Source organism: Trebonia kvetii (genome assembly GCF_007827045.1).
Lineage (GTDB): Bacteria > Actinomycetota > Actinomycetes > Streptosporangiales > Streptosporangiaceae > Trebonia > Trebonia kvetii.
On record NZ_RPFW01000005.1, the window covers coordinates 180011 to 201308 of the forward strand.

The 21298-nt window shown below is 69.5% G+C and carries 25 protein-coding genes and 2 pseudogenes; 11 read left to right on the forward strand and 16 right to left on the reverse strand.

Annotated elements, in window-relative coordinates; all coding sequences use genetic code 11:
• Positions 1 to 185: 185 nt before the first annotated feature.
• From EAS64_RS46135 to EAS64_RS25855, 3 genes and pseudogenes are all read left to right on the forward strand, one after another.
• A pseudogene (locus tag EAS64_RS46135) lies at positions 186 to 410 on the forward strand (LLM class flavin-dependent oxidoreductase); the annotation flags it as partial.
• Between the two features lie 107 nt (positions 411 to 517).
• A complete protein-coding gene (locus EAS64_RS46140; RefSeq protein ID WP_246115901.1) occupies positions 518 to 859 on the forward strand; it encodes an LLM class oxidoreductase in 342 nt (113 codons plus the stop codon).
• A 365-nt stretch (positions 860 to 1224) separates the two neighbouring features.
• Complete coding sequence (locus EAS64_RS25855; protein ID WP_145857069.1) at positions 1225 to 1548, forward strand: nucleoside/nucleotide kinase family protein; 324 nt, start codon at positions 1225 to 1227, stop codon at positions 1546 to 1548.
• Here the strand turns inward: EAS64_RS25855 and EAS64_RS25860 are convergent.
• Positions 1535 to 2806 carry a glycoside hydrolase family 27 protein gene (locus EAS64_RS25860; protein ID WP_187366178.1) on the reverse strand — a complete coding sequence of 424 codons (1272 nt, stop codon included), beginning with the start codon at positions 2804 to 2806 and terminating at the stop codon, positions 1535 to 1537. The two genes, EAS64_RS25855 and EAS64_RS25860, sit on opposite strands and share 14 nt — an antisense overlap.
• A 237-nt stretch (positions 2807 to 3043) precedes the next feature.
• On the opposite strand from EAS64_RS25860, the gene EAS64_RS47600 reads away from it, so the two are divergent.
• The gene (locus EAS64_RS47600) at positions 3044 to 3325 is read left to right on the forward strand and encodes an ABC transporter substrate-binding protein (protein ID WP_369333567.1); all 282 of its coding nucleotides are present in this window, start codon (positions 3044 to 3046) and stop codon (positions 3323 to 3325) included.
• Here EAS64_RS47600 and EAS64_RS25870 read toward each other — a convergent pair.
• Positions 3221 to 3679 (reverse strand): acyl-CoA dehydrogenase family protein, encoded by a 459-nt coding sequence (locus EAS64_RS25870; protein ID WP_145857075.1) that lies wholly within the window; start codon positions 3677 to 3679, stop codon positions 3221 to 3223. The two genes, EAS64_RS47600 and EAS64_RS25870, sit on opposite strands and share 105 nt — an antisense overlap.
• Positions 3680 to 3785: 106 nt before the next feature.
• On the opposite strand from EAS64_RS25870, the gene EAS64_RS25875 reads away from it, so the two are divergent.
• A complete protein-coding gene (locus EAS64_RS25875; protein ID WP_145857077.1) occupies positions 3786 to 3971 on the forward strand; it encodes a hypothetical protein in 186 nt (61 codons plus the stop codon).
• Positions 3972 to 4063: 92 nt separating this feature from the next.
• On the opposite strand, the gene EAS64_RS25880 is transcribed toward EAS64_RS25875, so the two are convergent.
• Both EAS64_RS25880 and EAS64_RS25885 read right to left on the reverse strand, forming a co-directional pair.
• Positions 4064 to 5023, reverse strand: a complete 960-nt coding sequence (locus EAS64_RS25880) for an alpha/beta hydrolase (RefSeq protein WP_145857079.1) — start codon at positions 5021 to 5023, stop codon at positions 4064 to 4066.
• A 214-nt stretch (positions 5024 to 5237) separates the two neighbouring features.
• Entirely contained in the window at positions 5238 to 6140 is a 903-nt protein-coding gene (locus EAS64_RS25885; protein ID WP_145857081.1) for a LysR family transcriptional regulator, read from the reverse strand.
• 166 nt (positions 6141 to 6306) lie between these two features.
• On the opposite strand from EAS64_RS25885, the gene EAS64_RS25890 reads away from it, so the two are divergent.
• Entirely contained in the window at positions 6307 to 7803 is a 1497-nt protein-coding gene (locus EAS64_RS25890; RefSeq protein WP_145857083.1) for an MFS transporter, read from the forward strand.
• A gap of 127 nt (positions 7804 to 7930) precedes the next feature.
• On the opposite strand, the gene EAS64_RS43835 is transcribed toward EAS64_RS25890, so the two are convergent.
• Positions 7931 to 8086: a hypothetical protein gene (locus EAS64_RS43835; RefSeq protein ID WP_187366179.1), complete on the reverse strand. Its 156-nt coding sequence runs from the start codon at positions 8084 to 8086 to the stop codon at positions 7931 to 7933.
• A gap of 393 nt (positions 8087 to 8479) precedes the next feature.
• Between EAS64_RS43835 and EAS64_RS25895 the strand changes: the two genes are divergently transcribed.
• Positions 8480 to 9163, forward strand: a complete 684-nt coding sequence (locus EAS64_RS25895) for a DUF1345 domain-containing protein (RefSeq protein WP_145857085.1) — start codon at positions 8480 to 8482, stop codon at positions 9161 to 9163.
• Positions 9164 to 9213: 50 nt separating this feature from the next.
• Here EAS64_RS25895 and EAS64_RS25900 read toward each other — a convergent pair whose 3' ends face one another.
• From EAS64_RS25900 to EAS64_RS25935, 8 genes are all read right to left on the reverse strand, one after another.
• Entirely contained in the window at positions 9214 to 9402 is a 189-nt protein-coding gene (locus tag EAS64_RS25900) for a hypothetical protein (RefSeq protein WP_145857087.1), read from the reverse strand.
• Entirely contained in the window at positions 9377 to 10351 is a 975-nt protein-coding gene (locus tag EAS64_RS25905; RefSeq protein WP_145857089.1) for a diacylglycerol/lipid kinase family protein, read from the reverse strand. The genes EAS64_RS25900 and EAS64_RS25905 overlap by 26 nt, the downstream gene beginning before the upstream one ends.
• A gap of 145 nt (positions 10352 to 10496) precedes the next feature.
• Positions 10497 to 11153: a TetR/AcrR family transcriptional regulator gene (locus EAS64_RS25910; RefSeq protein WP_145857091.1), complete on the reverse strand. Its 657-nt coding sequence runs from the start codon at positions 11151 to 11153 to the stop codon at positions 10497 to 10499.
• Positions 11154 to 11659: 506 nt separating this feature from the next.
• On the reverse strand, positions 11660 to 11896 hold the full coding sequence (locus tag EAS64_RS25915) for a hypothetical protein (protein ID WP_145857093.1): 237 nt from the start codon (positions 11894 to 11896) through the stop codon (positions 11660 to 11662).
• Complete coding sequence (locus EAS64_RS25920) at positions 11860 to 12453, reverse strand: alkaline phosphatase family protein (protein WP_145857095.1); 594 nt, start codon at positions 12451 to 12453, stop codon at positions 11860 to 11862. The genes EAS64_RS25915 and EAS64_RS25920 overlap by 37 nt, the downstream gene beginning before the upstream one ends.
• A 274-nt stretch (positions 12454 to 12727) precedes the next feature.
• Complete coding sequence (locus EAS64_RS25925; protein ID WP_145857097.1) at positions 12728 to 12907, reverse strand: hypothetical protein; 180 nt, start codon at positions 12905 to 12907, stop codon at positions 12728 to 12730.
• 198 nt (positions 12908 to 13105) lie between these two features.
• A complete protein-coding gene (locus EAS64_RS25930) occupies positions 13106 to 13342 on the reverse strand; it encodes a hypothetical protein (RefSeq protein ID WP_145857099.1) in 237 nt (78 codons plus the stop codon).
• Between the two features lie 434 nt (positions 13343 to 13776).
• The gene (locus EAS64_RS25935) at positions 13777 to 15225 is read right to left on the reverse strand and encodes a DUF2252 domain-containing protein (protein WP_145857102.1); all 1449 of its coding nucleotides are present in this window, start codon (positions 15223 to 15225) and stop codon (positions 13777 to 13779) included.
• Between the two features lie 356 nt (positions 15226 to 15581).
• On the opposite strand from EAS64_RS25935, the gene EAS64_RS25940 reads away from it, so the two are divergent.
• Both EAS64_RS25940 and EAS64_RS47605 read left to right on the forward strand, forming a co-directional pair.
• On the forward strand, positions 15582 to 16262 hold the full coding sequence (locus EAS64_RS25940) for a BON domain-containing protein (RefSeq protein ID WP_145857104.1): 681 nt from the start codon (positions 15582 to 15584) through the stop codon (positions 16260 to 16262).
• Between the two features lie 49 nt (positions 16263 to 16311).
• Positions 16312 to 16473: pseudogene (locus EAS64_RS47605) on the forward strand (DUF1722 domain-containing protein); the annotation flags it as partial.
• Positions 16474 to 16763: 290 nt separating this feature from the next.
• On the opposite strand, the gene ligD reads toward EAS64_RS47605, so the two are convergent.
• The gene (gene ligD, locus EAS64_RS25950; RefSeq protein WP_145857106.1) at positions 16764 to 17699 is read right to left on the reverse strand and encodes a non-homologous end-joining DNA ligase; all 936 of its coding nucleotides are present in this window, start codon (positions 17697 to 17699) and stop codon (positions 16764 to 16766) included.
• A gap of 440 nt (positions 17700 to 18139) precedes the next feature.
• On the opposite strand from ligD, the gene EAS64_RS25955 reads away from it, so the two are divergent.
• Positions 18140 to 18595 (forward strand): SRPBCC family protein, encoded by a 456-nt coding sequence (locus EAS64_RS25955; RefSeq protein WP_145857108.1) that lies wholly within the window; start codon positions 18140 to 18142, stop codon positions 18593 to 18595.
• Between the two features lie 667 nt (positions 18596 to 19262).
• On the opposite strand, the gene EAS64_RS25960 is transcribed toward EAS64_RS25955, so the two are convergent.
• Together EAS64_RS25960 and EAS64_RS43840 are read right to left on the reverse strand one after the other, a co-directional pair.
• A complete protein-coding gene (locus EAS64_RS25960) occupies positions 19263 to 19541 on the reverse strand; it encodes a type II toxin-antitoxin system HicA family toxin (RefSeq protein ID WP_145857110.1) in 279 nt (92 codons plus the stop codon).
• Positions 19542 to 19580: 39 nt separating this feature from the next.
• Positions 19581 to 19742 (reverse strand): hypothetical protein, encoded by a 162-nt coding sequence (locus tag EAS64_RS43840; protein WP_187366182.1) that lies wholly within the window; start codon positions 19740 to 19742, stop codon positions 19581 to 19583.
• Between the two features lie 93 nt (positions 19743 to 19835).
• Between EAS64_RS43840 and EAS64_RS25965 the strand changes: the two genes are divergently transcribed.
• Positions 19836 to 21194 carry a hypothetical protein gene (locus tag EAS64_RS25965; protein WP_145857112.1) on the forward strand — a complete coding sequence of 453 codons (1359 nt, stop codon included), beginning with the start codon at positions 19836 to 19838 and terminating at the stop codon, positions 21192 to 21194.
• The last annotated feature ends 104 nt before the right edge of the window (positions 21195 to 21298 follow it).

The window sequence follows — 21298 nt, forward strand, 5'->3', positions numbered from 1 at the left end:
TTCAGCTCGAAGCAGGCGCCGCCAGCCGGGCGCGGCACGCTGATCCGAGCCAGCCTTCCCAGGATGATTCCCGGCCGCCCGGCAGTTGGCGCCAAAGAGGTTCGTCAACAAGGAGGGCCACCATGGAGTTGGGTCGTTACGGTGTCTTCGGGCGCGCGGCGGTACTCACGCCGGAGCGGGCACGCATGATCGAGTCGCTCGGCTACGGGGCCGTCTGGCAGGGCGGCTCGCCGCCCGCCGACCTCTCGCACGTGGCGGCGATCCTGGACGCGACCAGCACAATCAAGGTCGCGACCGGCATCGTCAACGTGTGGACGGCCGACGCCGCCGAGGTGGCGCGCTCCTACCACCGGATCGAGGCGGCGCACCCGGGACGTTTCTTGCTCGGCATCGGCGTCGGGCATCCCGAAGCCCACGCGGCGTACCGCTCGCCGTATCAGACGCTGGTGGATTACCTTGACGTCCTCGACGCCGAGGGCGTGCCGGAAGGCCGGCGGATACTCGCCGCGCTCGGGCCGTGGCCCCCGAACAGCGCGTCGTCATGGAAGCGGACCCGGCCAAGGCACGAGCGGTCGGCCGCCCGTGGGTCGTCAAGCCTTACCTGGGCCTCACCAACTACACGAGCAACCTGCAGCGCCTTGGTTTCACCGAGCAGGACGTGGCGGGCGAGGGCAGCGATCGCCTCATCGATGCCCTCGTCATCTCGGGTGACGGCGCGACCATTGCGCGGCGCTTCGAGGAACATCACCAGGCGGGCGCCGACCACGTCGCCGTCCAGCTCGTCGCCGGCCCCGACGCCGACCTCGACGTCGGCCTCAGCCGCCTGGGCCAGATCCTCGGCCTTTCGCCGGCGTCGTAGGCAGCTGGCGTCGCTGGCTCCTGGTTTACCTCCCAGCGCCGCGCCCTGAAGGTCTAGAAGGATTGTGAACAGGCGCGCCGGGCAGGACTAGAACCCACGGACCCGCTGCTGACCATGAGAATCAGCAACCGAATGCGGGCGTGGTTTAACGGCTCGCGGCGGGGCGGGCTGCGGGCCTGGTCAGCGGGGGTTTCTGGGTTTAGGCGGCGGGGTGACGGTGACGTCGAGGGCGTGGAGCTGGCGGAGGTGGGCGCGGATCTTGCGGTCGCGGTCGGCCTTGCGTTCGTGCCAATCGGGGCCGAGGTCGGCGAACCTGCCCCGGCTGGGACGCGCTCGCGGAATCGGTCAGCCTGCTCACCGAGTGGGTGCTCCGCCCGCTCGCCGCCGGACGGCCCGCCCGGTGGCAGAAGTACGACTGGCACGCGGGCCGACCGGGTGAATGGGGCCGCATCGAGCCCGCGGACTTCCTCGTGGTCGAGGGCTGCTGCGTTGGCCCGCCGCCCGCCGCCCCGGCCCTGCCCTACCTGATCTGGGTCGACACCCCGGCGGCGGAACGCAGGCGGCGGCCCGACTGGGGCACGTACCAGCCGTTCTTCGCGCGCTGGTCCCGCCAGGAGAACGCGCTCCAGACGGACGCGGGCACCCGCGGCCGCGCCGGCCTGGTGGTGGCCCGGCTTAGGCCGTCTTGAGGACGAACAGCCGGGCCTGACCAGGGGCGAGCACGGCCTGCAGGCTGCCGGCTGTCCATGAGCCGCCGAATACGTCATGGACCTGCGCGGTCGCTGACCGGATGCCCACCCGATCGAGCGGGAGCGCGACCTTGGCCGCGGACGTGCCGGTGTTCGCCAGCAGAACCGCGACGCCGCCGTCGGCGGGCTTGAATAGGTAGCGGACGTACCCGGTAAGGCCGCCACGGGACGCCTGGGCGCCGCTTTGGTCGACCGCGATCATGTCCGGATTCTTGAGAGGCGCCAGCTCGGCCGGGGTGAGCCTGGGGACGTTCGTTGACAGGATCAGCGGGGACGCCTCCATCGACCACACCGCGAGCTGGCTTTGCTCCTGCCGCACGGTCCAGCCGAAATGATGCGCGCCCACCGGGCCGGGGACGAGCATGTCCAGGTCGTTCCAGTGGCCGGCGCCGGCGAACCGGGCCAGCGGCAGATCGGTGTCAAGATGGCCCAGGATGATTTGCGCCGCGGTCTGGAACGTGTGCTCGTCCGCGGCGACCCGCCACTGGTTAGCGGCGTTGGAAGCGGCAGCGACGGCGGCGGTGAAGTCGGCGGGAGCCACGAAGACCGGGGCCTCCTGTGAAGCCTTCATCCCGTCCGCCATGATGTACCAGCCAAACTGCACATAATCGGCGAGCAGTTGCGCGTCCGTGGTGCGCGGCGGAAGGCCGCCGCAGTCATCGACCTTGACGAAGGAAACACCCCAGGAAGCGAACAGGCGGGCGTCCTCCTGATAGTGGCCAAAGCTGCCGGCCGCGCCGTAACCGCGGACGAAACAACTACGAGCCCCGATCGCCGTGTAGATGCCGAGCTTGAACCCGAGGGTCTGGAGCTGCCGCGCCAGCCAGGGGATGCCGTGCGGGAACTCGGCCCGGTTCCATGTCAGCTTGACGCCGGCCTTCCGCTGGGCCGGGGTGGTGCCCTGCCAGCCGTCATCGAGGGTGATCAGGTTGTACCCGGCGGCCTGGAGCCCGCGGGATTTCATCGCCCGCGCTTGGGTGAGCACGTCCGCCTCGGTGGCGGACCGCCCGTACTGGTACCAGGTGTTGTATCCCATGACCGGGCGCTGTGCTGCTGCCAGCCCGGCACTGCGGGCGAGCCGGGTAGGCGTAACGGCTGCCGGCGACTGGACACGGGCGGGCTGTGCGGCGGCGGCAACCGCGGCGACGGCCATTGCTGCGACGGTGATAAAGGCGGCGGTGGCGGTGCGCCGCGACATGAAACGCGATGTCCCCGAGCTTGTTCTCATGCTCGCTTTTGCATCGAGTGGCGTATTTTTTGGGGGTAGCACGCGGCCTCTCGCGGACGGGGGTGTGAGACACCAGCCTACGCCGGGAGAGGGAGCCGGAAGGGCGGGCGGACTACCCGGCCGGGGCAGCAGGCGGGCCGGAAACCGTCGGCCGACTAGGCCGCGGCCGTGGTGACCTGCCGGGCGGGTGACCGCGGGGCGATCGGGATGTACCTCGCGCGCGGCCGGGCCGAATTCGCCCTGTTCCCGCCCAACCGGCTGCTGGTCGGGCGGGAACGCGGCGAGGTACTTGTCGCGGTCGCCGCGGTCAACCACGAGAGCCTTGAGGCCATCCAGGTCGCCGCCAAGAGCGGCGCCGCGCGACCTGGCCGGCCGCCGCGTCGGCTACGCGCCCACCCCCGGGGCCGGGCGATGGTGGCCGCGATCGTCGCCGCCGACGGCGTGACCCGGACACGGTGCAGACCGTCGACACCGGCCCCGCCGAGCTGACACCGGAGTACCTTGCGGCCTGCCCGCCTTGACGGACTCCGCCAGGTCTCCGGCCAGCGGGTTGTGCTGGGTCCAGACGAGCCAGGTGTTGAAGCAGGCACGCGCCAGGATCTCGTGCGCCCGGCGGACGGCGCCGCGCTCGAGGCCCGCGTAGCCGTCCGGGTCGAGATGACTGAGCAGGCCCAGGTCGCGCAGTTCGGCGACCCGCCGGACAGGGACGCCGCGACGGTCGGTCGCCAGCGCCGCCGGGCGCTGCACCCGCTCGGCGTAGTCCCGCACCGCGGCCACGAAGGGGTGCTCGTAGCTTGCGCTGACAGCCTGCGCGGCGGTGCGGGTCATCGGGGTTGTTGTCATGTGCGGCGGCTTGTGCGCACGTCAGGGTCGCCGACCGGACCTCCTTGAGAACCCGTTCAAATGGTGCATTGAGTCGAGGATCACCAACCGTGCCAGCGTGACGTTCATGGACCAGTCTGGGGACTCGACCGACACGTACCCGGTCTCGTGGGCGCAGGTCATTGATCCGGGCAGCTCGGCCAGCTTCGTCGGGCAGGACTACATCACCCAGCCCGAGCACGTCGGCCCCGGCCTCCTGTCAGGTCGCGCAGTGGAACTGAAGGGGGTGGATGCCCCCATGACACCTGGATAGCTGGCATCGTGATCTTGGCCGTTATCCTCGGCGGCTGGACTCGCGTTTCCACCCCGGCCGCTGTGGTTGCCGTTGGCTTGCGGGTGTGGTTGTCAGGTGGCGGGGTGCAGGGCGGCGGTCAGGATGGTGATCGCCTGGGCGATGGCGGCGCTGGCGGCGTGCGTGCCGCGCAACGCGTCGAGCATGACGAAGCCGTGGATGATGCCCTGGTAGCGCGCCGCGGTGACGGAGACACCGGCGGCGCGCAGCCGGGCGGAATACGCCTCGCCCTCGTCGCGCAGCGCGTCGGCTTCGCCGGTGATCACGAGCGCCGGCGGCAATCCGGCCAGCTCGTCGAGTGAAGCGCGCATTGGCGAGGCGGTGATCTCGGCGCGCTGAGCTGGGTACGTCGTGTACTGGTCCCAGTACCACTGCATTTCGTCGCGGCGCAGGAAGTAGCCTTCGGCGAACTGGTGGTAGGACTCGGTGTCGAAGTTCGCGTCGGTGACCGGGTAGAAGAGCACCTGCTGCGCGAAGCTGACGTCGCCGCGGTGCTTGGCCAGCAGGGTGAGTGCCGCGGTCATGTTGCCGCCGACCGAGTCGCCCGCGATGGCGATGCGGCCCGGGTCGAGGTTCTGCTCGGCGCCGTGCTGGGCGACCCAGGCGGCGACGGCGTAGCATTCCTCGATCGCGGTTGGGTACTGGGCCTCCGGTGAGAGGCTGTAGTTCGGGAACACCACGGCTGCGTTGGCGCCGACCGCGAGCTCGCGGATGAGCCGGTCGTGGGTGTGCGCGTTGCCGAACACCCATCCCCCGCCGTGGATGTAGACGATGACCGGCAGCGGGCCGGTCGGCTCGCGCGGGCGCAGAATGCGGATTGACACCTCTCCGGACGGCCCGCCGGGCACCGTCGTGTCGGTGACGTCGACGTCGGGCTTGGCGATGTCGCCGGACTGCACCTGGTCGACGGTCTCGCGAGCCTTCTCGGGGCCGAGGTCGACCAGGTAGGGCGGGTCGGCGGTCGCGTCCGCGAACTGCTGGGCGGCGGGTTCGAGTACTGGCTTGGTGGTCACGGCAGGTCTCCTTCGCCGGTGGTGGTAGCAGGCACCTCCACGGTTGGCGTGGAGGTTTCGCCCGGTACAACCGCGCCTGCGTTGCCGCCGATGTCGCCTGCGTCGCACCTGCCTCAGATGGAGTCCATCTGACGATCAGATGGTCGCGGCATGAGCGCACCGGCAGCGGCGCCGCTTCCGAGTCGGCAGTGCTGCGCTGGCTACCAGGCGCCGGTTAGCTGCCCATGGGGTGGATGTGCAACAGCTGATCGGCGAACCGCCGTGCTGCCGGACTGGTCTCGCCCGCCGAGGGCAGCATCAGGTAAATGTGCCTTTCCAGGCGCACGCCCTCAACCGCGATGAGCCGCAGAACGCTTTCTGGCGCGGTAAGCACGGGGTACCGCAGGCCCACTGGAGCGAAGCCGATACCGACACCTGCGCTGACCAGCTCGAGGAATAGTTCCCAGTCGCCGACCTCACAGACGACGCGGCGCGGTATTCCTTCGCCGGCGAACGCCGCGTCACTGAGCAGGCGGGCCGTCCACCCGGGGGGTACCTCGACGAACCGCTCGCCGGCGAGCTGCCTCACGTTGACCTCAGCCCGCTCCGCCAGGCGGTGATCAGCACGGCAGACGAAGTGCAGCGGTTCCCCCGCCAGGCGGGTCATCCGGACGCCAGGGACCTGGCTGACCGCGGGTCCGATCACGCAATCCAGCTCTCCCGTCTCGACCATCGAGATCATCGTCAACGCGGGCCCGTACTGCAGGCGCAGGTCGATGCCGGGATGATCGCGAGTGAACTCGCCGAGATAGGAAGCGAACGGCACCAGATGCTGAGCCGACAGCGAGACGCCCAGGCGCAGTGTGCCGATGAGCACGTCACGGGTGTGCTGCACGGCCTGTTCCGCCTGCGCTGCGCTCGCCAGGGTCCGGCGAGCCGGACCCACCAGAGCCTCGCCAGCCGCGGTGAGCCGGACAGGCCTGGTTCCGCGGACATACAGGGGCGTACCGAGTTCGCGTTCGAGGGCCTGAAGCGAGTTCGACAGGCCTGACTGCACGATCAGCTCGCGCTTTGCGGCGCGGGTGATGCTGCGCTCCTCGAACAGCGCCAGGAAGTGACGTAGCTGTCTGAGTTCCATCGGCCACCACCTCTAGGACTGAATTGCAGCTTATCTGGACAGTGTCATCTGCCAGGCAGATGCAGTGTATCTGTACGCGGTGCCGCCGGACCGGCATCGGCGTTGTGATGCGCGTGGTTGACGCCGATGAACCAGTAAGGAACACAGTCAGGACAGGAGATCCGTCATGGCAGACCACCCGACAAATGGCGCCGCGCCATTGCCCGCTGCGGGCGGCCAGCGGCGGGCCGTGTTTGTCATCTCGCTAATCTGCGCCGCCCAGTTTGTGCTGCAGCTGGACTTCAGCATCGTGAACGTGGCGCTGCCGTCGATCCAGCGGGAGCTGGGCATGCCCGCGGCGCAGTTGCAGTGGATCGTCACCGGGTACGCACTGGCGTTCGGGTCGCTGCTGCTGGCGGGAGGCCGCCTGGCGGACCTGCTCGGCCGGCGGCAGGTGCTGGCCGCCGGCCTGGCCCTGTTCGCGGTCGCGTCGCTGGCCTGCGGGCTTGCACAGTGGCCGATCATGCTGATCATCGGCCGGATCGTGCAAGGCGCGGCCGGGGCGATGGTCTCCCCGGCCGCGCTGTCGCTGCTGACGACGACCAACGCCGAAGGGACCGCGCGCAACCGGGCGCTGGCGATCTGGCAGGCCACCACCGCGGCAGGCGCGACCGCCGGGATCGTGGCCGGCGGGCTGCTCACCCAGTACCTGGGCTGGCGGGCGGTATTCCTGATCAACCCGCCGATCATCGCCATCATGCTCGCGCTGGTCCCGCGGCTGCCGGCCGGGAAGCTGTCCGGCAGCGGCGGCAGCGTCGATGTGCGCGGGGCGCTGCTGGTGACCACCGGAATCGCGGCGCTGATCTTCGGGCTCAGCAGCGGGCAGCAGCACGGCTTCACCGCGCCCGCCACACTCGTCGCTCTGGCCCTGGCGGTACTGCTGACCACGGGCTTTGTGCTCGCCGAAAAGCGGTCGGCGGCCCCGATGCTGCCCCTGTCGATCCTGGCGGAGCCGGCCCGGCGGGCCGCGATCGCGGCGATGCTGCTGATCGGCGCGATCCTGGCCGGCTACGTGTACTTCGCGTCGCTGTACATGCAGAAGGTGCTGGGGTTCAGCCCGGTGGCGACCGGCCTGGCGCTGGTCCCGTCGACCGTGACCGTGGTGCTTGTCTCTACCCTCGGTACCCGCCGGCTGCTGGCCCGGTTCAGCATCAAGGCCATACTGCTGGCCGGGCTGGCCTTGGTTGGCGCCGGGCAGCTGTGGCTCGCGCAGATCACCGCCGGGGCCAGCTACCCGGCGGCGGTCCTGCCCGGCCTGGTCCTGACCGCGGCCGGGGTCGGGCTGGCGCTGCCGGCCGCGTCGATCGCGATCACCAACCGGGTCCAGCCCAGCCAGCAGGGACTGGCCGGGGCGCTGTTCACCACCAGCCAGCAGACCGGCGCCGCGGTAGGCCTCGCGATCCTCGCCACCGCCGCCGCCGCGGCCACCGACGGCCACGGCTCCCTGGTGGACGGCTACCGCCTGTCATTCCTCATCGCGACCGGTCTCGCCGTTCTTGCCGCGATCATCGTCGCGCTCCAGCTCAGCTCGAAATCCCACCGCGTAGAACCCAGGGACCGGCAGGCCGGCCCCGGCGGACCGCCCCTCCCGCCGCCCGCCCCGGCGCAGCTCGGTAAGAGCTGACAGATCCTACGGCGGACCGGCCGGCAGCGTTTACCTGGCGAGCTGTTCGCATGGCCGAGGCCGCGTCATCGGTTCGGGGCGCGACGCGGTCCAGCTGTGGACGAGAGATCCGTCAACAAACAGGATGTCATGCGATCGCATGATGCAGCCGGAGCTGAACTTCTCCGGATGGCAGAACGTGCGCCGTTCCTTCCGCGTCGGCCGGCCGCAGGCTCGGGGTGACCGTGCTGGCGTGCTTGTCTTCCATGTGGCGCAGCAGGCCGGCGACGAGGTCGCAGACCACCGACCGCGCCCTCCGTCGCGTCCCCGCACATGTTCGCGACGTAAACACTTGGCTGCAGCGCTACAGACAGGCCCGACAGCCGGAAAACTGGATGCAGTTGGTATGAATGCTGTCACCCCGTGAACGCGACCGTGCGGGCTCTGTCGGGCGGGTAATGTCAGGGGCACCAGCAGCGGGGATCACGAACCGTGTCGGCCGCCGTTACCAGGCCCTACTTAAGGCTGGCGAACCGCGCCAGGGAGCGGCAGCGACCCGCGCCAGCCGCAGCCCGCAGCCCGCAGCCAATTCTCATGGGCCCGGTATGTACGGGCTTGCGTGACATCCGGGGCCTGTTGCGTCCGCTGCGGGCTAGCGCAGGTGGCACGCTGGGAGGCGATAGGGAACACTCAGACGATGACTGGCGTTCCGGCACCAACCCTGTACCACCGATGGCTCGGCTGGCACGCTCCCGCGATGCGGCGTGCGCTCACGGCATTCATCGCCGGGCTGGTCGTCACCGTTGTCCTCCTGCCGTTCGTGACGTGGGGGCTGGCACTAGGCGCGGGCTGGGACGTCGCCGCGCTCACCATCCTCCTGACCATCTGGCCGATCATCATCCGGGCCGACAGCTCACTCGCGCCGCTGCTGGCCGCCCGCGAAGACGAGACAGACGGCGCTGCCAGGGTGCTGGTGGTCGGGGCCAGCGTCGCCAGCCTCCTGGGAGCCGGGTACGCGCTGCACCTGGCGGGGCGGGACAACGGTGCACTGCGGGGGCTGCTGATCGGCGTCGCCGTGCTGACCGTCGTGCTGTCGTGGACCGTGATCAATACCGTCTACACCCTGCGGTACGCGGACCAAAACTTCCGGTCCGAGCCGGGCGGCATCGCGTTCGGTACCGGAGACGACCAGCAGCATCCCAGCTACCGCGACTTCGCCTACGTCGCGTTCACTATCGGCATGTGCTACCAGGTGTCCGACACCACCCTGCGCAATCCCCGGGTCCGGAACACCGTGCTCGCTCACGCCCTCTTGTCCTATGCGTTCGGCGTGGTCATCGTCGCAGGCTCAGTCAACCTCATATCCGGCCTGTTCCGCTAAACCTGCCAGACCTCACCGCGACTGGCAGGCCTCCGCCCTCACGTACGCGCTCAGTACGTCCAGTCCCAGCGTGCCGCCAGCCGGTCTGCCCTGCCCTGGCAGGCGACTTGGAGCTCGTCGCGAACGTCCAGGACCCCCAGGGCCATCCACGCGGCGCTGACCACGGCGTCGTGTTCGGCCCTGGTTGCTCGCCTGGCCGGCTGGCGGCAGTCGTCACGGCGGAGCACCGTCCCCTTCACCCTGATGAGATTGTTGTTCCCGGGGTGGCGGGGGGAGGCGGAGGCGCGCTGATGGCGAGGCGCCCGGGTGGCGTACGGAGATCCGGACCCGCAGCGCGGACGGCCGGATAGCGAACCGCAGCGGCGGGCTGAGGTCCGCCGCCTCGCCGTCGATCCCGGCGTGCACAGGCCCTGGGGCGCTCACTTCCAGGCGCGGCGTGCTCCAGGCCCGCCCTGGAGCATCCGGGCTGTCGCCGGGGGCGTCCAGGACGATGATCCCGAGCTGCCCGCCGCCGAGCGTCGGGCGGGTGCCGCGGGCCAGCGGATGGTCGAGGGCGTAGGGGTTGTTCGACACGAGCACGATCGCGGGGCGACGGTGCTCGCGGCCCAGGTCGTCGGGCAGGCGCAGGGCGGGCGCCTCCGCGCTCGGGCCGAGGACCTCAGCCGCGGTCTGCAGGAGCGTACGCACCTTGGCGTCGCGGTAGGCCGGGCTGCGGACCGCGTCGCCGTAGACTCCGAGCGAGACGTTGTTGAGGAACGTGCGGCCATTCACCTCCGCCACGTCGATCCGGCGCTCGACGCCGTCGGTGAACGCGTCCAGCGCGCCGGTCACGTCGCGCCGGTCCACGCCCACGTCGAGCGCGAAGTGGTTGCGTGTGCCGGCCGGAACGCACACGAAAGGGATCCCGTGCGCGGCAGCGGTCGCGGCCACCACCGCCAGCGACCCGTCGCCGCCTGCCATCCCGAGCGCGTCCGCGCCGCCCGCCGCGGCCTGGCTGGCCAGTGCCGCCAGATCCTGACCCGGGGCGAGGACGACAGTCTCGATTCCCTGTTCGCGGGCCCGTTCGGCAAGTCCCGCGCGTGCGGCCCTGCCGTCGCCGGATCTCGGGTTGACGAACAGCACCGGCCGTCGCGGCGGATCGGCGGGCTGCCACCCGTAGCGTGACAGCTGCCGCTCAGCTGGTCTCATCGCGGCTGTGTTCCGATCATGGCAAGCCACCCCGCTGACGTCAGGCGCTAGCCGAGGCGCCTCTGTGCCTAGTATCCTCGGTGTCCGCGATCCCGCGCCCCGGGGGCTGCTGACGGGCGCGCGGCCGACAGCATCGTCGCGGCTGTTACCACGTGCCGGTGGCCGGGAGTGGGAGGGCGACTAGGCGGGCGGCTTCGGGGGCGGGAAGGCCGAGCATCCGCAGCAGGGCCTCGGCGAGCTGGTCCACGGTGGTCTCGCTGACGCGTTCGGGCTGTCGCTGGCACAGCCGCAAGAGCCCGAGCAGGCCGCCGGCCACCGCGCTGAGCGCGATCTCGGCATCGGGAATGGTGAACCGGCCCGCGTCCTGTCCCGCCTGGATGTCCCGCAGGGCGCGCGGCGCCAGGCCTACGGGGATGTCCAGGGCGTCCAGGCCGGCGCCGGTGAGGAACCCGGCGATGTCGGGGTGGGTCCAGCCGGAGATCCGCATACCCAAGGCGAACAACTCCGCCGGGTCGCTGATGCCGGCGCTAGCGCGGTCGATCATCTGCCCCCAGCGTTCAAGCACCTCTTCGGAGGCGGTCTGGAACAGCTGGTCCTTGCTGTCGAAGTGGTTGTAGAACGACCCGAAGCCGATGTCGGCCGCCTCGGTGATCTCCTGGATGCTCGCCCTGTCACCGCGGCGTTCGGCTATCAGCCGCACCGCGGCGTCGATGAGCGCCTGCCGGGTCCGGGCCTTGCGCCGGTCCAACCGCGAAGCCCGCGGTGCGTCCAGGGTCCTGACTTCCGATATCGGCTCTGCCATCACTGCTCCTCCTGCTCGCCGCGCCAGGCGCGTTGGCGGCCGCGTTTCCTGGTCATAGCTGACCCGCGGCCAACGCTTGCTGATCCTCGCCTGGCTTCCATTCTATGCATCGATCTCAATGGTGATAGTTAATCACAAGATTGATTGTATGTGACAGGAAGCAGGTGCGCATCTTTGCTCTCGGCGCCCGGCTTCTACCGCAGCGGCGAGGTTGCCCTAGACGCCGCTCTCATCCACCCGCCGCCGCGGGCGGCAGGCCGCGGTGATCCTACTTGCCGGGAACCGCCGGGCATGCGGCTGGAAGCTTATGTGCTAGGGAGTCATTGCGCCCCGGCTGCGACTCGCCCCGTCCCGGTGAGGAACTCGGCGACGAGCATGGCGAAGATGAACCCACGGCCAGGTGGGCTCCAGAGACGGATCCTGCTCGCCGTCATGGAACGCGGCGCAGATCGCTTCTCGATGACCTGCCCTACCTGAGCCGCCGGCCCGGGCGTCCGGCGCAGCACTTAGCCAGGGTCGCGTCGGCCGACACTCGCCCGCTCCAGCGCCACCCGAACTTCCTTCGCATGCTGATCGTCTTCGCCGCGCAGCCGCCGGCCGCGGGCAGCGGAGAAATACAGGCGGTCGTCCGCCGGGTACGCGACCGCGCCCGGCCTGCTGCGGGGACAGATCGCGGCCGCGTTCGGCGACGACGCGCGGAGCCCGGTCACTGACCAGCTCGCGCGCTTCGCGCTGGCCGCCATCGACGGCGCCTCCGCGGCCACTCAGACCGACCGCGGGATGATGCTCGAGCGGCTTCCTCGGCCGCTCGTTCCCTCGCTCGCCGCGGCCCGGCGGACCTTGCTTGCCCGAAGCGGGCAGCCGCTAGCCGCGGCAAGCCGAAGATGTCCTCTACGGTGCGCAGCAGCGAGTAATGGTTGTACTCGACGGTGCTGGTACCGGGCCTGATCAGCGGAGACAGCAGAACCGCCCCGATGCGGCCTCCGCCGGGCCCGTTCTTCCCTGGTTCGGGCACGTTCGGATGGCCGGGGCTGCTGCCGGACGTCTCGCCGCAGCAGGCGGCCGCGTCGCTGCCCTCGTCGAAGGTGACCACGATGAGGCCGCCGTCCCGGTAGGTCGGCGCGGCCATGATCTTCGGCACCCACTGGGACACGAACGCGCCGGCCTGCGCCAGCCCGCCCGGGACGCCGGTGACGCAGGGCGCGTCGTGACCGTCATCGCACAGGTTCGGCACGATGAAGGAAAAGGCTGGGGTCGTGCGGGCGCTGGCCAGGTCACCCGGCAGCGGCCGGAACGACAGGAGCTGCGCGGCGCAGAAGGCCCGGTCCCCGGTGACCGACCGGAAGAATGCGAACCCGCCATGGCGTGCTGGTCGGCCCGCTCAGCGCGCTGGGTGCGGTCGACGGCCCAGGTGGCGGAGTGCCCGCAGGCGGGTCCCCGCGCGGTGGCGACCATGTGGTCGCGGGCCGGGTCGTTGCCCATGTCCTGCAGGTAGGCCGCCCAGCCCAGCCCGGCAGGCCCGGCCACCACGCCCCCGGGGAACGGTGTCAAGAGCGGGCAGTCGGCCTGGGTGCCTAGGTCCGGGGCTGCCCGGAGACCTGAGCGACGTAGTTGGCCGCGCTGCTGTGGCCGATCGCGTAGTAGTTCTCCAGCAGGGCGCCCATCCGTGGCAGGGTGCGGGCCAGGTAAGTGTCGGCCGACGGGTTGCCGAAGGTCTGCGCATACCCCTGGTTCTCCAGGTCGATGACCCACACGTGCCTGATCGTCCGAGGACGCCAACCGCCGCGGGACCGGGACCGGACCCGGTCACCCCGCCGCCGGCCCCGGTCCCGCGGCCTGAGCTCGTGCACGCGGCGAGGACCAGCGGTAGCGCCATCACCAGCGGCCACCGGCAGGTCCTCGCCATCAGCACTCCCTCCTTTGCGCGATGCCTGGTTCCGTCCTCAGCCGGTTCACTGGTGAACTGGCCGCCGGAATGGGGCGTGCACCGGGCTGGGCTTGGCGTCGGCCAGGTCGGTTTCCCTGACGGCGGAGTGCAGGGTCGCGACCGTCCCGGCGGCCAGATCGACCAGCCCAAGCAGTAGGTGCCCGAGCACCGGACCCGCCTTGGCGCTGCTGAACGCCCCCACGGCCTCCAGGCCGGAGGCGAACAACGCGTAGACGGCGAACAAGATGACCAGCGCTAGCACCGTGACCTGGGGTCAGGCCAGCGCGATGATCCCGACCGCGACGGCCAGGATGTCCCGCACGATCAGGGACGTACTCAGTGACTTGAACTGACGGCGTTCCTTCCGCTTGCTTCGCTGCCCTGGACACCGGAGTGCTTGGCTCCGGCGGGACCAGCTCCTAGCATCATCGTAATCATAACTGATGATCAATTACAAGACTGATCTCACTATCAATTTATGACGAGGAGCCCCACCGTCAGGGGTGAGGCGCAGCGTACTTTCCGTCTCAACACTGGGAGCTTGCCCTCACCGCTGCCACCGATGGCGACAAGCAATGGACATGACTTCACGGGGGACGATGCACCGAGATCGCGACGGCCGCCGAGGGGCGGCGGCTCGCGTGGCAAGCCACTGCCCTTAAACGCCCTCAGGTACCTTGCCAGGGCCGAGTACGCTCAGACACCCGTCTGCGCTTGAACGCGCCCGGAGGCGACCGCGTCGGCCAGCGCCGCGTGGTCGCGTTCGGTCTGGTCGGCGTAGGTCTCGGCGAATTCGGCCACGGCCCGGTCGAACTTGTGTGACCCGCCGAGGTAGGCGGCGATCGCGATCCGGTCCCCGGTGCGGGCGTGGGCGCGGGCAAGCGTCCAGCCGCACATGCGGCCGTAGGCGGTCATCGCCGCGGCGTTCATGTCTTCGATATCGGCGGAGTATTTCCAGTCGCGCAGCTGGCGGAGGTAGTAGTCGGCAGAGCCGCTGCCGGGAGGGGTGACGCCCTGCCAGCCGAGGAAGATGTCGCTGACGGCTTGCATCAGATGCTGGCCGGCGACGACACGCTCGCCCTGGTTGTCGTATTCGCTGTCGCCGGCGTAATCGGCCAGCACCGAGCGCTGGGCTTGCTTGGCCTGCAGGAGCAGCGGCTTGAAGCCGTCGTCAGGTTCCATCAGCAGGATCCACGTCTCGGTGCCGACGCTGCCTACGCCGACGACCTTACGGGCCACCCGGGTCAAGGTGAATCGCTCGGCCAGTCGGCGCTGGTGGGCCGGCAAAGTGAGCGCGTACCCGGCGAAGAGGGTGCGCAGGAACGCGTAGACAGCATCGACGTCAAGGTCGGCGGCCAGCTCTTCGATCGGGACGATCAGCGGCGGGTCACTGATGATCCGGCGCCGCCCGTCCTTGACGGTCGTCAGTTTCGCCAGCGCCTGCCCGCTGTCCCGCGTGCGAGCTTTCGCCATCTGAGCCTTGGTCCGGCGCGCCGCCTTCTTAGGCATGTCAGATTTGACCTGGGCAAGGGCGTCTTCGACGTCCAAGCGGGCGTACCAGACGTCCAGGATCGACATGGCGGCGAATTCCCGCATCGCGGTGCGGTAAGCCGCCGCGGTCGCACGAGCAACCTTGCGCCGCTTCTTGGCGGTCAGGCCGTTGTCGCGGCCTGCCACGGCCATGCTCGCTACCAGCCGCTTGACGTCCCATTCGAACGGACCAGGCAGCGTCTCGTCGAAGTCGTTGAGGTCGAAGACCAGCCGCCGTTCAGGTGAGGCGAAGGCGCCGAAGTTCGACAGGTGAGCATCACCGCACAACTGCACCCGCAACGCAGAGGACTTCATGCCGGTCAGGTCGGCAGCCATCGGCAGCGCGGCACCCCGGTAATACGCGAACGGCGACACCAGCATCCGTCCGTAGCGGACCGGAACCAGCTCCGGCACGCGGGACTCAGCCTGGCCGAGGAGCAGCGCTGTCGGGTCCCTGGACGCCGCGGCCGAGAAGTCCCGGTGGGACTTCAGCGGAGCCAGCTGCCGGGCCGCCTTGCCCGCCGCGACGCTTTGCTCGCGAGTCGGATGCGCACCGAGACCGGGTGTGCTCTGCCCGCCAGTCCCGGATGAGGCGGGCTGTGTTTTTGCCGCCACCTATCGAACATTAGCACCGGGTGCCCCGGCTGCCCAGTTAGAGTACCGGCCTGCGCCCGGTCCCGCCCCTATGCGGTCGCCCAGTGGCAAGGAGGCGGCTGGCCGAGGCGGCCAGGCCGGCTGTGGAGTCCGAGAAGCTCGACCCTGGCCGGGCCACTTCATCCCCTCCACGGCCGACGCCGCCCGCCCTCCCTAAGGCCGGCGCGGGGAGCGGCGGCGGCTACCCCGCCGCCGCTTTCGGCTGCTGGTGCACCGCGTCAAGTGCAGGGCCGGCGGACGGTTGCACGAATAGCGGCTGGTGTCCCTGGGTAGACCCCAAGGACACCAGCAGGCTTGGCAGGGAGGGGGACCTGGACATGGCACCGAAAAGCCCGCGTGAAGCCGTCAAGGCGGCCAAGGACATCCGCGAGGCGGTCCAGAAGGAGCTAGAGTTCGACCCGCTAGTGGATTCGTCAGGCATCACCGTCAAGAACATGAACGGGGACGTGGCGCTGAACGGCACCGTGCCCAGCTACGCGCAGTACCTGCATGCGGCCGCTGCCGCCAGGCGGGTGCAAGGCGTCACCAAGGTGCGTAACCATCTAATGGTGATGCTGCCGGCCGCCGACTACCGGGACGACCCCGAGCTCACGACGGCAGCTAACAATGCCCTCGCGCTGGTCGTCACCGGGCCCGGCAGCGTCGAGGCCAGCGCTAGCGACGGTGACGTCTGGCTGACGGGCACGGTAGGCAACCGCTTCCAGAGGGACGCGGTTGAGCAGGCCGTTGCCGGTGTGACCGGTGTGCGCGGCATCGTCGACGACATCGAGATCTTCAGCGACGTGGAGGCCGCCAACGTGAGCGACCTGGTGGAAGACGCCCTCTTCCGCTATGGGCTGCTCGCGGACGACAGCGACATCCAGGTAGGCGCCAGCGACGGCGCCGTCACCCTCACCGGCCACACCCGCACCTGGGCCGAGCATGACGCCGTCATCGACGCCGCTTGGAGGGGCATCGGCGTCAAGGACGTCCGCGATGACCTGGTAGTCACCGGCTGACCGGGCCAACTTTCACGACCCGGCGCGCTACCGCGCCGCCGGCCAGGTCATCGCCGCGGCGGGGAGCGCCCCGCACCATGCGACGGAGGCCGCGTACCGTGACGTGTTCGTCGCGGCGATGACCGCCAGGGCCACCAGGGGCCGCCACGCCGATGCGCTGCAGCATGCGTTCGGCCACATCAGCAGGGACCTGGGCCATTCGCGGCGGGCTGACCTGGCCGACAGGATCGACTCCTACCGGCGCGGCGCGGATCCGCTTAGCGTCCCATGGCGATCCTGGCCCACTGCGCCTGCGACGGTGAGCTGCCCTGGCTTGCCGGGCAGTCGTACCCGGAGCCGTACCCCGCCGCGTCCACCTAAACGACATCACACCCGCATCCTGAACCTGACGCCACGGGATCGCTTCGGCCAGGAGTGTCACGGCCTGCCGGCCGTGACACTCCTGGCCGAACGTCATCCGGCGTCCCCGTCCGGGCCCGGGTGGGTTTCGTCCTGTCGCGGTCAAGGCAGTTCGCGCACCACGTCGCCTGGTTCCTTGTCGTCCCGCAGCCCCTGGAACCTGGGGTGCCTGAGCTGCCCGTCGGTGGTCCACTCCGTGAAGGCGACTTGGCCGACGAGCCGCGGCTTCACCCAGTGCACGGCCCGCTGCCCAGGTATGCGTCCGCGGCTGAACGGGCTGTGGTCCTGCTCGAGCCCGGCGAGTGTGGCGTGCAGGCGGTGCAGCGTCCGGGTGTCGAAACCGGTCCCGACCTTCCCCGCGTAGGCCAGGCCGCCGTCGGTGTCGTGGTAGCCGAGCAGCAGCGCGCCGAAGCCGACCCGGGACCGCTGCGGGTCGGTGTACCCGCCGATGACGAACTCCTGGGCGTTCTCGCACTTGAACTTCAGCCAGTCGCGGCTGCGGCCGCCTAGGTACGGCGCGCTGGCCCGTTTCGCGATCAGGCCTTCCCAGCCGTCACGGCAGGCCTGGGTGAAGAACGCCTCGCCGTCCCGCGCCCGGTCCTGGGTGCAGCGCAGCGGGTCGCGAAAGGTCACCGTGCCGGCCAGCAGCTTCTTCCGTTCGGTCAGCGGCAGCGGCCGGATATCGCGGCCTTCGGCGTACAGCACGTCGAACAGGTAGTAGTACACCGGGAACTCGCGCAGCAGTCTCTCACCGGGGCTGGCGACGCCGAGCCGCTGCTGCAGCCGCCCGAAGCGGGTCTGCTTTCCCTCGAACGCGACGATCTCCCCGTCCGCTATCAGGCCGCCGGGCTGCTGCGCGGCGATGGCGCCGGCGATCTCCGGGAAGGTGCGGGTGATGTCATGCTTGCTGCGGCTCATCAGCCGGACGCCCTCGGGACCGGCGAATGCCAGGCACCGCTCGCCGTCCAGCTTCCGCTCGCACACCCACTCAGGCGACGAGAAGCGCTCCCTGGTCAAAGTGGCAAGCTGAGGCTCCACTCAGGACGGCAGCGCGGCGGCCGGTGCGCTCATCGCAGTACCTCACATTCCGGCTGCTAGCGATCATCCAGTGCCCGCATCCATACCGCGCGATGCTCCGCTCAAACCGGGAGCGGTGCGCAGGCGAAATCCCGGAAAGAAATCCAGCACTAGCCCCGAACGGTTGCGGCTGACTCCCGTCGCCCACACGCCGCTTACGAGCAGCCAAGAGCAGCCCGGGGCGATCTCGCTGTGCACGCCGCCGCCGTTTGCGCCGATCCCGCCGAGGCAGCAGGGCGCGTCAGGCGGCATCGCGGCACGGTTGCGAGGGGAGGACAGCATGCACGTCGAGCTGGAGCCGGCCGACGACGCAGGGCGAGGCGCTGGCCAGCAAGGTCAGACAACGGGCATGGGCTGGGCGGCGATCACCGCGGGAACCTGGCGACAGTTACAATCGGACGATGACTCAGGCCGCCAAGGAAGAAATCATCCTCTCGCGTGTCTTCGACGCCTCGCCAGAGCTGGTCTACCGGGCCTTCGTCGACCCCGATCAGCTGTGCTTGTGGTTCGGGCCCGAGGGCTTTTCCGTTCCCTGCGAGAGCGTGCAGATAGACGCGCGGCCCGGTGGTTTCCAGCGCTACGTCCTGGTCGACGACTCCGACCCGGCGATGCGCAGCCAGGTTGACGTGACCTTCGCCGAGGTCGTGGAAAACGAGCTCCTCGCCGGGCATCAGGAGATTGAGGGAGCTCCCGGCACCAGGGTCATGCTGCGGCTTGAGTTCCACCAGGAGCCCCACGACAGAACCCGGCTCGCCCTGCGCCAGGGCCCGTTCCCCGAGGAGCGCCGCCAGCTCACCAAGGCCGGCTGGGAGAGCTCGTTCGCCAGGCTCGACTCCCTGCTGCGACGCTCGCTCTGACGGGACGCCGGGGCTATCGCCGCAGGAACATCTGCTCAGGGTCAACCACTCAGTCAGGCTGATCCTGAGCCGCCCTAAATTGACAATCTGGGTGCGCTCAGCATCGTCCGGGTGTGCTGAGCCATTCAGGAGGCTGGCCGGTGACACTGGCGATGAGATCAAAGTCCTTGTTGGAGTGCAGCACGGTGAGCCCGGCCACTCGATCCTCCTCCGCTCGATCCGGCACGCGCAGGCCAGAGACAGGGTCATGCGCACGTCGCCGCCTTCGTCGACACTTCGGAAGGTAAGAAGGACGGCAGGCCAAGGCTATGACGCTGGAGCAGGGCATGGCCGTCCTGGAATGCGCCAAAGGTCGATCCGCTCCACGCCTTCGTCGCGCTCAGCCTCATGACCGTCGTCTGTACCGAGGAGGCCCGCGCGCTGCCCTGGTCCCACGTCGTGGTCCGGGTGCCGGAGGTCAGGGAGTGGCGGTCGATCGGCGAGACCGACTACCTGTGAAGCCAGCGGCAGTCATGGCGCGCACAGGCCTGAGCCAACTCGGGTCTTAGTGTCAATTCTGCTGCCATCCGCCTGATGCCGCCACCATTCCAGCCAAAGGCCCGCCCTGAAGCCCGCTCGGCGCTGATGCGAATGCATGGCGATAGGCGCCGTCGGCCTGGATCAGGCGTTACGCCGGGCCATAACCTGCGCTGCTCAGCATCCGGCGCAGGTCCATGACCATCTGCGCGTCGACTGTCCCTTCCGCGGGTGCGTCGAGGAACTCCCGTTGAGACCCGATGGTGACGTCCACCTTGCCACCGTGCCGCACGGTGACAGTGCCGACGGCTTCAAGCAGCGACAGCACCGCGCGCCATTCGATGTTGTGGCTCACCGGGTGCCGGAAGATCTGCTGCAGCGTATCGCGGTGCCGGTTGTTCAGGTGCTCTGGCTGAGGCGGCGATGTCATGGCGTTCCCTTCTGCCCGGAGCTAGCTCATTGCCTACATTCATTTTCCCGCGACGACACCCCTGAGCGCGACGCCCGCCTCGGCGCGCTGCGCGCCGCCGTCAAAGCGGCCGTGGCCAGGAACCGCGGAAAGCATGAGGAGACCGCCCGGCAGGACGGCTTCCAGATCGCAGGCCGTCACCAGGCCGTTCGCGTAGTTCACCCGCTGAGCGCTACGGTGGATCTTGGGGAGTTCTAAATATTCGGGAAGTCGGCGCGCATCGTTGCGTTCGGGATGGTGTGGGGGGCGATAGCCGTGCGAAGAGTCCTGATCATCCTCGCGGGCGTGCTTGTGCTGGTCTTGTCATGGGGCCTCCCGGCCAGCGCGGCGACGGGGACTGGCTCCGCCAAGGCAGCCACGCTAGCGGACTGCCTCACGAGCGAGCATGTCTGCGTCAGCAGTGACGCGCGAAGCCTCGTCTCGCAGGGCGATCAGTCGCAGCTTGAGCGGCAAATCGGCAATGACGACATTTACCTGGTGGTCGCCCCGTCTGGATCCTCGGGATACGACCGGGCGATGCGTCAGCTGATCAGCACGCTGGGCGCCAAGCACGGTCAGTTCGTCGTCGGTTTTCTGGACAGTCGGCTCAAGCACTTCGGCGCATATAACCGGGGTGTTGTGGCGGATGGCGTCGCCGCGAGCGTGGCTACGAACGTGGTGAGCAAGCACCGGGCGGATGGGGACATCCCCGCGGCATTGATGGAATTCGTGCAGGAGGTCCAGCAGTCCGCGGCAACGCCGGGTACGGGGCCCGGCTCGGACGGCGCCCCGGCCAGTCAACCGTCCGCTAGCGGGCCACCGGTTGGTCTGATCGTCTTGGGCGTCCTCGTCCTGCTCGGTGCGGGGGGCTACTTCTTCCTGCTGCGGCCGCGCAGCAAGCGGAAGCGGCAGGAGCAGGAGCAGCAGCTCAAGGAGGCCAAGCTCGCGGCCCAGGACGACTTGATCGCGCTCAACGCCAGGATCACCGACCACGACAACGACGTCACCATCGCGGGCGATTCGGAGGCGGCGGCCGAGCAGGCTGCCGCGCTGGACGCGTACGAGCGCGGAACGCATGCGCTGGACGCTGCCCGCAAGCCAGCGGACATGGCCGCCGTCAGCCGGGCGGTCGCCGAGGGCCAGTATCGGCTGGCCTGCGCCGAGGCTGTCGCGCACGGTCAGCCAAAGCCTGGTCGCCGCCCGATGTGCTTCTTCGATCCGCGCCATGGCATGTCGGTGGCTGACTTGTCCTGGGCACCCCCGGATGGCGGCCCGAGCCGGACGGTCGCGGCGTGCGTCGACTGCCAGCGGGTCGTCGAGCGGGGCGACCAGCCGGCGATGCGCCTGGTCCGGGACAGGTCCGGTAACCAGATCCAGTACGTCAACGCCGGCTTCGCCCCGTCGTACTGGGGCGGCTTCGGTCTTGGCGGTGGCATGTTTACTGGCTTCCTGCTCGGCCAGGCCCTCGGCGGTCCCGGCCTGTTCGGCTACGGGGACTCGCCGGGGGACGTATACAACTACTACGGCGATTCCGGGACTGGCGGCGACGACTACGGCGGCGGAGACTTCGGCGGAAGCGACTCCGGTGGCGGAGACTTCGGTGGGGGCGACAACTTCGGCGGCGGCGACTTCTAGCCGCTGAAAGCCAGAAGCCTCCCCAGGCGCGCATCGTGATTGCCCAGACAAACCATCGAAAAAGTGCCGCTGAGCAGCTCTAGAATCATTACATGCCGTTGGGG